The following is a 13,192-nucleotide window of genomic DNA, read 5'->3' on the forward strand; positions in this document are numbered from 1 at the left end:
GTTCATTTCTCAACCAACCTTGCGGGATTTAATCTACAAACGGCAATACGCCCTTGCCCAGGACACCTGAACGTGACTGATGCTCCCGCGGCCCCAGAGAACGCCGCCCAGATCCGCCGCACCACCCTGTACCTGACCCTGGCACAAGTGCCGGCCGGCAAGGTCGTGACCTATGGTCAGCTAGCCGAGATGGCCGGTCTGGGCCGAGCGGCGCGCTGGGTAGGGCGTACCCTCAGTCAGTTGCCGAACGACACAAAGCTGCCATGGCATCGAGTATTGGCTGCCGGCGGTCGGATCAGCCTGCCGGCCGGCAGCGCCTCAGGGGATGAACAACGCGCGCGCCTGCGCACGGAAGGGGTGAGTGTCCTGAATAATCGTGTTGATATTCAGCGCCATGGCTGGCGCCCGGTAGAGCACAGCGGTTAGAGTGCGCGCTTTGTTTTCGCAATTTTTGAGGCAGACTCCAGCCCATGCCCCGTAAAACCTGGCGCGCCGCCCTCGCCGCCTATGCCAGTCCCTCGACGCTCGTGCTGTTGCTGCTTGGCTTCGCCGCCGGCCTGCCCTACATGCTGGTGTTTTCCACGCTTTCGGTCTGGTTGCGCGAAGCTGGCGTGGCCCGCGAGACTATTGGCTACGCGAGCCTCATCGGCCTGGCCTATGCCTTTAAATGGGTCTGGTCGCCCCTGCTCGACCAATGGCGCCTGCCGCTGCTGGGCAAACTCGGCCGTCGGCGTTCATGGTTGGTGCTCTCCCAGGCCCTGGTGATCCTCGGCCTGATCGGCATGGGCTTCTGCGACCCGCAAAAGCACCTGTCATGGTTGATCGCCATCGCCGTGATCGTGGCTTTCGCGTCGGCCACCCAGGACATTGCCGTCGATGCCTATCGCCTGGAGATCGCCGACGACACCCGCCAGGCGGCCCTCGCCGCCAGCTACATGTCCGGGTACCGGATCGCGGCATTGCTGGCCACCGCGGGCGCACTGTTCTTTGCCGAAGGGTTCGGCTCCACCGGTTTCAGTTATAAGCACTCGGCCTGGGCAGGCACCTATCTATTGTTCGGCGCGCTGATGGTCCCTGCTCTGCTCACCTCGCTATTCATGCGCGAACCGCCGGTACCGCTACGCACCCAGTTGCAGGCCGGTCGCTATAGCTTCGTCCACCAGTTGGCCTCGGTGTTCGTACTCATCGTGCTGCTGGTGTCGGTACCGGCGATGTTCACCCAGCTCTATAACACCGACTTTGCCAGTGTCCTGTTCGAAGGCGTCAGCCTTCTGGACCTGCTGCTCGAAGACCGTGCCTTCCTGCGGGCCATTCTCTATATCACCCTGACAGCCCTGTGCCTTTCGGCCATGGGGCGCCGCGGGCTGGCGCCGGTGCTGACACCGGTCAACGATTTCATCCTGCGTTACCGCTGGCAGGCCCTGTTGCTGCTTGGGCTGATTGCCACCTACCGGATGTCCGACACGGTCATGGGCGTCATGGCCAACGTGTTCTACATCGACCAAGGCTTCACCAAGGACCAGATCGCCAGCGTCAGCAAGATTTTCGGGCTGATCATGACGCTCGTCGGCGCCGGCATGGGCGGCTTGTTGATCGTGCGTTTCGGTATCCTGCCGATCCTGTTTATCGGCGGCGTTGCCTCCGCCGGCACCAATATCCTGTTTTTGATGCTCGCCGACATGGGCGCCAACCTGCAGATGCTGGTTGTCACCATCTCCCTGGACAACTTCAGCTCCGGCCTGGCCACTTCGGCGTTCGTCGCCTACTTGTCGAGCCTGACCAACCTGAAGTTCTCGGCCACCCAATACGCCCTGCTCAGCTCAATCATGCTGTTGCTGCCGCGCTTGATCGGCGGTTACTCAGGGGTGATGGTGGAGAAATTCGGCTATCACGACTTCTTCCTGATCACCGCCTTGCTGGGGGTTCCGACCCTGTTACTGATTGCCTTGCACTGGTATCAGGAAAACCGCCGCCAGGGTTCAGGCTCGGCTTCGGAGCCGGAACCGACACCCACGCGACCTGCGCAAGAATCTTAGGAAACTTCCAGCAAGCGCCGGCGAAACCGGCGCTCATGCCTGGCGACCGGCCACGCGCCTGTACGCCAGGGCATCTCGCCCGTACAATGCTCCGTCACTTCTCGTCATCAGCAACCGACAACGGCCAACCATGCGCACCAGTCAATTTTTGCTCGCCACACAGAAAGAAACGCCTTCCGACGCCGTCGTGATCAGCCACCAGCTGATGCTGCGCGCCGGCATGATCCGCAAACTCGCCTCGGGCCTGTACACCTGGCTGCCGATGGGTCTGCGTGTGATGCGCAAGGTAGAAGCCATCGTTCGCGAAGAAATGAACGCCGCCGGCTCTCTGGAAGTGTTGATGCCGGGCACCCAGCCGGCCGAGCTGTGGCAGGAATCGGGGCGCTGGGAAGAGTACGGCCCTGAGTTGCTGCGCATCAAAGACCGTCACGGTCGTGACTTCTGCGCAGGCCCGACTCACGAAGAAGTGATCACCGACCTGATGCGCAACGAGTTGAGCAGCTACAAGCAACTGCCTATCAACCTGTATCAGATCCAGACCAAATTCCGTGATGAAATCCGTCCACGCTTCGGCCTGATGCGCGGCCGCGAATTCATCATGAAGGACGCCTACTCGTTCCACACCGACCTGGCCTCGCTGCAAGTCACCTACGATCGCATGCACCAGGCGTATTGCAACGTATTCACCCGCCTGGGCCTGAAATTCCGTCCGGTTGAAGCCGACAACGGTTCCATCGGTGGCGCCGGCTCCCACGAGTTCCACGTACTGGCCGAGTCCGGCGAAGACGACATCGTATTCAGCAACGGCTCCGACTACGCCGCCAACATCGAGAAAGCCGAGGCCGTGCCACGGGAAACCTCCCGCCCTGCACCGACCGAAGAACTGCGCCTGGTGGACACGCCAAACGCCAAGACCATCGCTCAACTGGTGGAAGGCTACAACCTGCCGATCGAACGCACCATCAAGACCCTGATCGTGCGCGCCGAAGAAGAAGGCAAGCTGATCGCCCTGATCATCCGCGGCGATCACGAGCTGAACGAAATCAAGGCCGGCAACCAGCCTGGCGTTGCCAGCCCCCTGGTCATGGCCACCGACGCCGAACTGCGCGACGCCATCGGCGCCGGTGCCGGCTCCCTCGGCCCGTTGAACCTGCCGCTGCCGATCATCATCGACCGCTCGGTGGAGCTGATGAGCGATTTCGCCATCGGCGCCAACATCGATGACAAGCACTACTTCGGCGTGAACTGGGAGCGCGACCTGCCGGTTCCGGCCGTGGCCGACCTGCGCAACGTTGTGGCCGGCGATCCGAGCCCGGACGGCAAAGGCGTCCTGGAAATCAAGCGCGGCATTGAAGTCGGGCACATCTTCCAGCTGGGCAACAAGTACAGCAAAGCCATGAAGTGCGAAGTGCTGGGCGAGAATGGCAAGCCGGTGACCCTGGAAATGGGTTGCTACGGCATCGGCGTATCCCGCGTGGTCGCCGCGGCCATCGAGCAGAACAACGACGAGAAAGGGATCATCTGGAGCGACGCCCTGGCGCCATTCCAGATTGCCCTGGTGCCGCTGCGCTACGAGACCGAACTGGTTCGCGAAGCCACCGACAAGCTCTACGCCGAACTGACGGCGGCCGGCTTCGAAGTGCTGCTGGACGACCGCGACAAAAAAACCAGCCCCGGCATCAAGTTCGCAGACATGGAACTGATCGGCATCCCGCATCGGATCGTCGTCAGTGACCGCAGCCTGGCCGAAGGCAACCTGGAATACAAAAGTCGCACCGAGGCCGAGCCGCAAGCGCTGCCGGTCGCTGACGTGCTGTCGTTCCTCCAGGCCCGTATCCGCCGCTGACACCAGATAGAGACGTCATGTTCAAGCGAAACACCTTAGGCCTCGGGGGCGCCGCGCTGTGCGGCGCCCTCCTGGTCAGCGGCTGTGCCAACCAAATGTCGCAACGCAGCGAGCACGAAGAGCGGGTCGAGCGCAAACTGCTCGACCATAGCCTGCATATCGAAGTGGGCGAGCCCAAAGTACTCGAACTGCCGCAACGTCGGGTGCGGATCAATGAGCAGAAGACCTTCGAAGTCACCGAATTCGAAGTCACCCGCCATTATGATCGCTATACGCCGTATCAGCCCTGGCGCGAAGTTTACGAAATTCCGCTGGGCGCGGTGGCAGTGGTGGCGGGTGTCGGCGCCAATGTGGTCAATGTGTTCGCTCTTGGCAACCTCCCAGAGAGCGCGACTCGAGACTGGATCAGCTACGGCTTCGCCGGGCTCAATCCATTCATGAACGTGCCGTCCCATGGCCGCGCCCAGCAGAACCTGGCCGGAATCGACGAAGTGCAACGCGACAAACGCGTCGAACACACGAGCCTGCCCTGGAGCGAACGCCCGGTACAGGTCAAGGCTGCCCGGCAAACCTTCGAACTGAGCACCGACCGCAATGGCGTGTTGCGTTTGAATCTGCTGGAAAGCCCGTTCGCCGAGCATGATCTGAGCCACTTCGGCAAGTTGCAGATCAGCGTGACGGACGCCCTGGACGAGGTACACACCGACTCGTCCCTGAGCATCAGCAGCACGTTGCGCGGCAAGCTGGTGGAAGCCCATGGGTTGATCTACGACGATCTGGAAGATGACGAGGTGAGCCAGTGGGTTCATCGGGTCAAGCGGCTGTCGGAGCTGGGGCTTGAAGAAGAGGCCAGCGAGCTGGAACAGAGCCTGATCGAACTGACCCGCAATGATCCGGAGTTACAGACCGAATTCCTCAAAGCCCTGACCAAGGATGGCGGGCGCCTGGTGGCGGATCCAGGAGCGAACTAGCAGCAAAACCTTGTGGCGAGGGAGCTTGCTCCCGCTGGGGCGCGCAGCGGCCCTCAAGCCTGCCACCTCGGTGTGCCAGATAAGTTGAATCAACTGTTTCTGGGGCTGCTGCGCAGCCCAGCGGGAGCAAGCTCCCTCGCCACAAGAGCCGGCAAAGCCTTCATGTAAGTGGCAGCCTCACCGCTCAAACAATTCCAACTGCTCAAACCCGCCTCGCAGATCCTCCAGCCGTACCCCTATCCCCAACAAACGCACCGGCTTGCCGCCGCGGTTGAATGCCTGGGTCAATAGCAACTGGTAACTGCCCAGATCGCGCCCTGCCCCGGCCTGCTCCAGGGTGGTCTGGGTGAAGTCATGGAATTTCACTTTGACGAACGGCTTGCCCGGTCGATAACTACTGTCGATCCGGGCGATGCGCCCACTCAGGGACTGCATCAGCTCCGGCAGTTTATCGAGGCAGCTTGTCAGATCAGGCAGATCGACGTCGTAGGTGTTTTCCACACTGATGGACTGTCTACGGCTGTCATTGTGCACCAGACGCTCATCAATCCCACGAGCCAGGCTCCAGAGGCGCTCACCGAAACTGCCGAATTCGCGCACCAGCGCCAGCTTGTCCCATTGACGCAACTGCAGGCAATCGACAATGCCGAGCCTGTTCAGTTTGTCGGCGGTCACTTTACCCACCCCATGCAGCTTGCTCACCGGAAGGGCCGAAACGAAGTCTTCGACCTGATCCGGGGTGATGACGAACAAGCCGTTGGGCTTTTTCCAATCGCTGGCGATCTTGGCCAGAAACTTGTTGGGGGCGACGCCGGCGGACACCGTGATGTGCAGTTGATTGGAAACCCGCCGACGAATGTCCTGGGCGATGCGGGTGGCACTCCCACCGAAATGGGCACTGGCGGAGACATCCAGGTAGGCCTCATCCAGGGACAGCGGCTCGATCAAGTCAGTGTAATCGCTGAAGATCGTATGAATTTCCTTCGACGCCTCCCGATAGGCGTCCATCCGCGGCTTGACGATGGTCAAGTCGGGGCAGAGCTTCAAGGCGTGTCCGGATGACATGGCCGAGCGCACACCGTAGGCCCGGGCCTCGTAGTTACAGGTCGCGATGACTCCGCGCCGGTCCGCCGAACCACCGACCGCCAGGGGTTTGCCGGCCAGCCGCGGGTCATCGCGCATCTCGATAGCGGCGTAGAAGCAGTCACAGTCGACGTGGATGATTTTGCGTTGCGTCATAAGAGAAGCGGATGTGCGACAAGTCGGGACGCCAGTATCGCACCGACAACTGTATATAGCACCAGTAGTTGAAAAGATCCTTCACTGCGGCTGGAAAAAGCCTACGTGAATTTATTTCTTCAATCGCAGCGAAGCGTCCAATAGAGCGCCAGCCCTTGCCAGGCTTGCGTCACAGCGCTGTCACAATGCCCAGGACTAAGGCTAAGCAATTGAAGCTGAACAGATTTTCCTGGCGCCAGGGTTGACAGCCAGCCGATCCTCTGTAGAATGCCGCCACACAGACGCGGGATGGAGCAGTCTGGTAGCTCGTCGGGCTCATAACCCGAAGGTCGTCGGTTCAAATCCGGCTCCCGCAACCAAACATCAAGAAAGGCTACTCGAAAGGGTGGCCTTTTTTGTGGCCGTTTGTTTTTGAGCAAGGCGCCGTGAAGAGAAGACCTGCGAACCTCGCCCAACCCCACGGCGACGCAATGCAGACTGCCTGCCTGTAGGACAATTTCCTTTTGATTTCTTGTGTTTAGCTCGGTTGGCGACGAATTGGCCGTTTATTTGACCTCACCACCTTTTAACGGTTGACACTCAGGCGTTCGCCTGTAGAATGCCGCCACACAGACGCGGGATGGAGCAGTCTGGTAGCTCGTCGGGCTCATAACCCGAAGGTCGTCGGTTCAAATCCGGCTCCCGCAACCAAACATCAAAAAAGGCTACTCGAAAGAGTGGCCTTTTTTGTGCCTGTCGAAAAAAGCTTTCATGACAAATATTTTGTAATTATTTTTTTCGGCAGGGATTGGTAACTAAGCGGGTTGCCCCCATCCTGTCGCGCATAGTTCAAGAGGTGATTGATGCGCGCTCACTCGACTGCCCCACAAGACACTGTTACTGCGGTACAACCGATCAAGGCCGGGCGCTTGCGCTGGCTGGAGCGTATCAGCCAGTACCGTCAGCCTATCGGCCTCGCCGTCACACTGTTGTTGTTCGCCCTTGCATTGATTGCCTGTCGCCACCTGCTGAGCGAGCTCGATCTGTACGCTCTGCACGACTCGATCATGCAGGTGCCGCGCTCAGCCCTGCTCGGCGCAGTCGCCGCGACGGTCGTCGGATTCGTCATCTTGCTGGGCTATGAATGGTCCGCCAGCCGTTATGCCGGTGTGAAATTGCCCGCAAAAACGCTGGTCCTGGGCGGATTCAGCGCTTTTGCCATCGGCAACGCCATCGGGCTCTCGTTATTGTCGGGGGGCTCGGTTCGCTACCGGCTGTATGCCCGCCATGGCCTGGGCGCGACAGATGTCGCCCACATGACCCTGTTCGCCAGCCTGTCCCTGGGCTGTGCACTGCCGCCGCTGGCAGCCCTGGCAACCCTCAGTGATCTGCCCGCCGCTTCCGCCGCCCTGCACTTGCCGGCCACCTGGCTGGGAGCGATCTGCGTGGCGGTGCTGCTGCTCACCTGTGCGCTGGCTATCGGCATCTACCGTCGGCGCCTGCCAGAACAGCCCTATCGGGACAGCCTGCTGATCAAGGCCGGGCGCCGCACCCTGCGCCTGCCGGGCCGACGCTTGACGCTCCTGCAACTGATCATCACCACGCTGGATGTCGCGGCGGCCGCCACGGTGCTGTACTTGTTGTTGCCCGAAACACCACCGTTCGGCGCCTTCCTGCTGGTGTACCTGTTGGCGCTGGCAGCCGGCGTACTCAGTCATGTACCGGGCGGGGTCGGGGTGTTCGAAGCGATCCTGCTGGCGGCCTTCGCCGACAAACTGGGGGCCGCGCCTTTGGCCGCCGCCCTGCTTTTGTATCGCTTGATCTATGTCCTGCTGCCGATGCTGGTGGCCTGTGTGTTGTTGCTGATCAATGAGGCGCAACGGCTGTTCCAGGCCCGCCAGTCCCTGCGGGTAGCGTCGGGCCTGGCGGCGCCGATCCTGGCGGTGCTGGTGTTCCTCTCGGGCGTGGTGCTGCTGTTTTCCGGCGTGACCCCGGAAATCGATACTCGCCTGGAGCACATTGGTTTCCTGATCCCTCATCGGCTGGTGGACGCCTCGCACCTGGGCGCCAGCCTTGTGGGCGTGTTGTGCCTGTTGCTCGCCCAGGGTCTGCGCCGTCGCTTGTCTGCTGCCTGGATGCTGACCACCGTTTTACTGTTGGTGGGCGCCCTGCTCTCACTGCTCAAGGGCTTCGATTGGGAAGAGGCCACGCTGCTGACGCTGACGGCCAGCTTGTTGGCGGTGTTCCGGCGTTCGTTTTATCGTCCGAGTCGCCTGACCGAGTTGCCATTTTCGCCGCTGTTTCTGATTGCCAGCCTATGCGTGCTCGGCGCGTCAATCTGGCTGCTGCTGTTTGCATACCAGGACGTGCCCTACAGCCATGAACTGTGGTGGCAATTCACCCTCGATGCCGACGCACCTCGTGGTCTGCGCTCACTGCTGGGCGCGGCGGTGCTGCTGGTGGTGGTGTCCCTTACCTGGCTGCTGCGTACCGCCCGCCCGGTGATCCAGCTGCCGGCGGCAGAAGAACTGGAGCGAGCCAAAAAGATTCTCATGGCCTCTTCACAACCCGACGGCGGCCTGGCCCTGACCGGTGACAAGGCATTGCTGTTTCATCCCAACGACGAAGCATTTCTGATGTATGCCCGCCGTGGCCGCAGTCTGGTGGCATTGTACGACCCGATCGGCCCTACCCAGCAACGCGCAGAAATGATCTGGCAGTTCCGCGACCTGTGCGATATCCATCATGCGCGCCCGGTGTTCTATCAGGTTCGCGCCGAGAACCTGCCGTATTACATGGACATCGGACTGACCGCGATCAAGCTGGGTGAAGAAGCACGGGTCGACCTCAAGCATTTCGATCTCGAAGCCAAGGGCAAAGAGATGAAGGACTTGCGCTACACCTGGAACCGCGGTACCCGGGACGGCCTGTCGCTGGAGATCCACGAACCGGGCCAGGCGCCGATGGATGAGCTGAAGGTCATTTCCGACGCCTGGCTGACCGGCAAGAACGTGCGGGAAAAAGGCTTTTCACTTGGCCGCTTCAGCGATGACTACCTCAAGCATTTCCGCATCGCAGTGATTCGTTTCGAAGGCCGCCCGGTGGCGTTCGCCAATCTGCTGGAGACGCACAGCCATGAATTGGCCAGCCTCGACCTGATGCGCGCCCATCCCGACGCCCCGAAACTGACCATGGAATTCATGATGGTCGGGCTGATTCAGCATTACAAAGCCCATGACTATGCCCGCTTCAGCCTCGGAATGGTCCCCCTGTCGGGCCTGCAACCGCGACGCGGCGCACCGCTGACCCAGCGTCTGGGTTCGATGGTGTTCCGCCGTGGCGAACAGCTCTACAACTTCCAGGGCCTGCGCCGTTTCAAAGATAAATTCCAGCCTGACTGGGAACCTCGTTACATGGCCGTGCCCGCCGGACTCGATCCGCTGGTAGCTCTGGCCGATACCGCCGCCCTGATTGCAGGCGGCCTGACTGGATTGGTGAAACGCTGATGATGCAACGCTCCTGGCGATACGTAGTGGCCACCCTGTTGGTGGTGGCGGTGATTCTCGGTGGCGGTTACTGGTACTGGAACCGCCCTGCCCCGCAACCGACCCTTGAACAGCTGACGCCGGTCGACGGTGCCCCCATGACCCGGATCATTCCCGGCACCCCGCCCCGCGCCCAAGTGCTGGTGGCGGTCAACGAAGAGCAGAAACTCAGCGACACGCAATTGCTGACCCTCAGCCGCAGCGGCTCGGCGCAAATCGTCCAGGTGATCCTGCCCAAGGACTGCATGCTGCAAGGCCGTGCCCTGCAGGCCGGCCTGAAGCAGCTCCAGGGGCCAGCAACGCTGGTCAGTGGTATCGGCCCCGGAGCCGTGCTGGCCTGGCGCTGGCTGGCGGAGCAGAAGAACGACAAGGCCCAGGCCGTTTCGGTGGACCTGGCCCTGGAAAAACCCGGCTGCACCCACCTGCTGCCTAAAAGCGCGGCCCACGGCCACTGGCTGGTGGCCTGGAATGACAACCCCGACGACACCAGCGCCGGTTTCGTACGGGATCAACCGAACGCTGAAACCAGCATCAGCAACTACGACATCAACCTGCCACAGGTGCTGAACAACGAACTGCACAAGATCCTGGTAGGCACCGACCAGGGCGGCCTGAGCATTCCCGTAGTGGAAGTGCCGGCCAGCCAGGCCCGGGACACCGTGACCCTGTTTCTCTCCGGAGACGGCGGCTGGCGGGACCTGGATCGGGACGTGGCCGAAGAAATGGCCAAGATCGGTTACCCGGTCGTCGGCATCGACACCCTGCGCTACTACTGGCAGCACAAGAGTCCGGAACAAAGCGCCCAGGACCTCACCGAACTGATGCAGCACTACCGTCAGGTCTGGGGCACCAAGCGCTTCATCCTGACCGGATATTCCTTCGGCGCCGACGTACTGCCCGCAATCTACAATCGCCTTCCGGCCAGCGAACAGCAAGGGGTCGACGCAATCATCCTGCTGGCCTTCGCGCGCACCGGCAGCTTCGAGATCGAAGTCGAAGGCTGGCTCGGCAATGCCGGCACCGAAGCCGCCACGGGCCCGGAAATGGCCAAGCTGCCCGCCGACAAAGTCGTGTGCATCTACGGCGTAGAAGAAGCGGCTGAAAGTGGCTGTACCGACAAGACCGCGGTGGGCGAAGCCATCCAGCTACCTGGTGGCCATCATTTCGACGAGAACTATCCGGCGCTGGCCAAGCGCCTGGTGGACGAAATCAACAAGCGCCAGAACAAGGTGACCCAACCGTGAGCAGATGGGTTTATTTGATCCACCCAGGTGGGAGCGAGCCTGCTCGCGATATCGACAGCACAGTCAACATCGCCATCAACTGATCCACCGCTATCGCGAGCAGGCTCGCTCCCACAAGGGTTTAGCGTAGGTATCGGTATTGTGTGATCCACCAAAAAGCCCCCGCTGCCACAAGGCAACGGGGGCTTTTTTGTTTGGGCTACATTTCCACCTGGGTCCCCAGTTCAATCACCCGGTTCAGCGGCAAATTGAAAAAGCGCAAATTGCCGTTGGCGTTTTTCAGCATGAAGGCGAATAGCACTTCGCGCCAACGGGCCATGCTTTCAAGCTTGGAAGCGATGACCGTTTCGCGGCTGAGGAAGTAGGTGGTGCGCATCGGGCTGAAGTCCAGCTCATCCAGATGACACAGCCTGAGCGCCTGTGGCACGTCCGGTTCGTCAGTGAAACCAAAGTGCAGGATCACCCGGAAGAAACCTTCGCCGTAGGAATCCACCTCGAAGCGCCGTTGCGGCGGCACCCGGGGGATGTCTTCGTACACCACCGTCAGCAGCACCACTTGCTCGTGCAGCACCTGGTTGTGCAACAGGTTATGGAGCAGCGCGTGAGGCACGGCATCCGGGCGAGCAGTGAGGAAAACCGCCGTGCCCTTGACCCGATGGGGAGGTTCGACACGGATGCTGCTGATAAATACCGGCAACGGCAGAGCGCCTTCATCCAACCGATCTACCAACAGTTCCTTCCCGCGCTTCCACGTGGTCATCAGAATGAACAACACGATCCCCGCCAACACCGGAAATGCGCCACCCTGCAGGATTTTCGGGACATTGGCGGCAAAGAACAGGCCGTCCACCAATAGAAAACCGACCAGCAACGGCACCGTCAGCAGAGGTGGCCATTTCCACAGCAGCAACGCCACCGCCGACACCAGGATGCTGGTGATCAGCATGGTGCCGGTCACTGCCACGCCATAGGCAGAGGCCAACGCGCCGGACGACTCGAAGCCAAGCACCAGCAGGATCACGCCAACCATCAACGCCCAGTTCACCGCGCCGATGTAGATTTGCCCTTGTTCGGCGCTGGAGGTGTGCTGGATGTACATGCGCGGGATATAGCCGAGCTGGATGGCTTGGCGTGTGAGGGAAAACGCGCCGGAAATCACCGCTTGGGATGCGATCACCGTGGCGAAGGTCGAGAGCACCACCAGCGGCACCAGCGCCCAGCCTGGGGCCAACAGATAAAACGGGTTACGAGCGGCCTCCGGGTTCTCCAACAGCAAGGCGCCCTGACCGAAATAGTTGAGCACCAGTCCTGGCAACACCAGGACGAACCAGGCCCGGGCAATCGGTTTGCGGCCAAAATGCCCCATGTCCGCATACAAGGCTTCGGCGCCGGTCAAGGCCAGTACCACGGCCCCCAGGATCGCAACGCCAACCCCCGGATGCACCATGAAAAAGCGCACGCCCCAGGCCGGGTTCAACGCCTCGAGCACCTGCGGATGCTGGACAATGCCATGAATGCCCAGGCCGCCAAGGACCACGAACCACAGCACCATGACCGGCCCGAACAATTTACCGATCCGATCGGTCCCGTGTTTCTGAATCAGGAAAAGCGCCACCAGAATCACCAGCGCCATCGGCACAACCCAGTGATCCAGCCCATCAAAGGCCACTTCCAGACCCTCCACGGCCGACAATACGGAAATGGCCGGGGTGATCATGCTGTCACCGTAAAACAACGAGGCGCCGATCAGCCCGAGAATCACCAGCACCGAACGCAACCGGGGATAAGGGGTGGACGCCCGCCGGGCCAGCGCGGTCAACGACATGATGCCGCCTTCGCCCTGGTTGTCGGCGCGCAGGATAAACAGCACGTATTTGATCGAGACGACCCAGACCAGCGACCAGAAGATCAGCGCCAGAATCCCGAACACTCCGTCATGGTTGACCTGCACACCATATTGACCGGAAAACACTTCCTTGATGGTGTACAAGGGACTGGTGCCGATGTCGCCATAGACCACCCCCGCGGCGGCCACCAACATTCCCACGGGCCTGGCCGCTGCATGCCCGGTACCCGACACCTGACTCTCTGCCTGCTCCATCCAACACTCCCACTACCTGATCCGCGCTGCTGGAAAGAAGCACCCTGATTGACCTTGCGTCCAGGCCACCTTACTTCCTGTTACAGACAAATGATTGACTGTAGAGATTCAGTTGCGCTGGACGGCGCGAAGCATAGCGCAGCACTCGTCGTTTTTCCCCGTATAAAGCTGGTCAAGCGCTTCCAGCACCGCTAGAATTGCGCACTTTTTGATCAGAGGCGCGTCAAGCGT

8 protein-coding genes and 2 tRNA genes are annotated in these 13,192 nt (G+C 61.0%); 8 read left to right on the plus strand and 2 right to left on the minus strand.

All coding sequences use genetic code 11. From position 1 onward, the window contains the following. The first annotated feature begins 45 nt into the window (after positions 1 to 45). From HQ912_RS22430 to HQ912_RS22445, 4 genes are all read left to right on the plus strand, one after another. On the plus strand, positions 46 to 426 hold the full coding sequence (locus tag HQ912_RS22430) for an MGMT family protein (RefSeq protein ID WP_171061418.1): 381 nt from the start codon (positions 46 to 48) through the stop codon (positions 424 to 426). Positions 427 to 470: 44 nt separating this feature from the next. Then, positions 471 to 2,036: an AmpG family muropeptide MFS transporter gene (locus HQ912_RS22435; protein WP_139051014.1), complete on the plus strand. Its 1,566-nt coding sequence runs from the start codon at positions 471 to 473 to the stop codon at positions 2,034 to 2,036. A 130-nt stretch (positions 2,037 to 2,166) separates the two neighbouring features. Then, entirely contained in the window at positions 2,167 to 3,882 is a 1,716-nt protein-coding gene (locus HQ912_RS22440) for a proline--tRNA ligase (protein ID WP_047228431.1), read from the plus strand. A 17-nt stretch (positions 3,883 to 3,899) separates the two neighbouring features. Beyond that, entirely contained in the window at positions 3,900 to 4,853 is a 954-nt protein-coding gene (locus HQ912_RS22445; protein ID WP_047228432.1) for a hypothetical protein, read from the plus strand. Positions 4,854 to 5,030: 177 nt separating this feature from the next. On the opposite strand, the gene dinB is transcribed toward HQ912_RS22445, so the two are convergent. After that, complete coding sequence (gene dinB, locus HQ912_RS22450; protein ID WP_076386106.1) at positions 5,031 to 6,092, minus strand: DNA polymerase IV; 1,062 nt, start codon at positions 6,090 to 6,092, stop codon at positions 5,031 to 5,033. A 282-nt stretch (positions 6,093 to 6,374) separates the two neighbouring features. Between dinB and HQ912_RS22455 the strand changes: the two genes are divergently transcribed. The 4 genes from HQ912_RS22455 to HQ912_RS22470 all read left to right on the plus strand — a co-directional run bounded on the left by HQ912_RS22455 (position 6,375) and on the right by HQ912_RS22470 (position 10,860). Then, positions 6,375 to 6,451: transfer RNA gene (locus HQ912_RS22455), tRNA-Met, on the plus strand. Between the two features lie 254 nt (positions 6,452 to 6,705). Next, positions 6,706 to 6,782 (plus strand) — tRNA-Met (locus HQ912_RS22460). A gap of 152 nt (positions 6,783 to 6,934) precedes the next feature. Then, the gene (mprF, locus tag HQ912_RS22465; RefSeq protein WP_173407323.1) at positions 6,935 to 9,577 is read left to right on the plus strand and encodes a bifunctional lysylphosphatidylglycerol flippase/synthetase MprF; all 2,643 of its coding nucleotides are present in this window, start codon (positions 6,935 to 6,937) and stop codon (positions 9,575 to 9,577) included. After that, positions 9,577 to 10,860 (plus strand): virulence factor family protein, encoded by a 1,284-nt coding sequence (locus HQ912_RS22470; protein ID WP_173407324.1) that lies wholly within the window; start codon positions 9,577 to 9,579, stop codon positions 10,858 to 10,860. The genes mprF and HQ912_RS22470 overlap by 1 nt, the downstream gene beginning before the upstream one ends. 199 nt (positions 10,861 to 11,059) lie before the next feature. On the opposite strand, the gene HQ912_RS22475 is transcribed toward HQ912_RS22470, so the two are convergent. After that, positions 11,060 to 12,901, minus strand: a complete 1,842-nt coding sequence (locus HQ912_RS22475; protein ID WP_370695188.1) for a potassium transporter Kup — start codon at positions 12,899 to 12,901, stop codon at positions 11,060 to 11,062. Positions 12,902 to 13,192: the final 291 nt, after the last annotated feature.

Origin of the sequence: Pseudomonas sp. MPDS, assembly GCF_013283895.1 — a bacterium.
Taxonomy (GTDB): domain Bacteria; phylum Pseudomonadota; class Gammaproteobacteria; order Pseudomonadales; family Pseudomonadaceae; genus Aquipseudomonas; species Aquipseudomonas rhizophila.

Bases quoted from the DNA above. Each gene is read 5' to 3' on its own strand.
- HQ912_RS22475 (WP_370695188.1), bottom strand. From the start codon at position 12,901: ATGTTGGTGGCCGCCGCGGGGGTGGTCTATGGCGACATCGGCACCAGT.
- HQ912_RS22445 (WP_047228432.1), top strand. From the start codon at position 3,900: ATGTTCAAGCGAAACACCTTAGGCCTCGGGGGCGCCGCGCTGTGCGGC.
- HQ912_RS22470 (WP_173407324.1), top strand. From the start codon at position 9,577: ATGATGCAACGCTCCTGGCGATACGTAGTGGCCACCCTGTTGGTGGTG.
- HQ912_RS22440 (WP_047228431.1), top strand. From the start codon at position 2,167: ATGCGCACCAGTCAATTTTTGCTCGCCACACAGAAAGAAACGCCTTCC.
- dinB (WP_076386106.1), bottom strand. From the start codon at position 6,092: ATGACGCAACGCAAAATCATCCACGTCGACTGTGACTGCTTCTACGCC.
- mprF (WP_173407323.1), top strand. From the start codon at position 6,935: ATGCGCGCTCACTCGACTGCCCCACAAGACACTGTTACTGCGGTACAA.
- HQ912_RS22435 (WP_139051014.1), top strand. From the start codon at position 471: ATGCCCCGTAAAACCTGGCGCGCCGCCCTCGCCGCCTATGCCAGTCCC.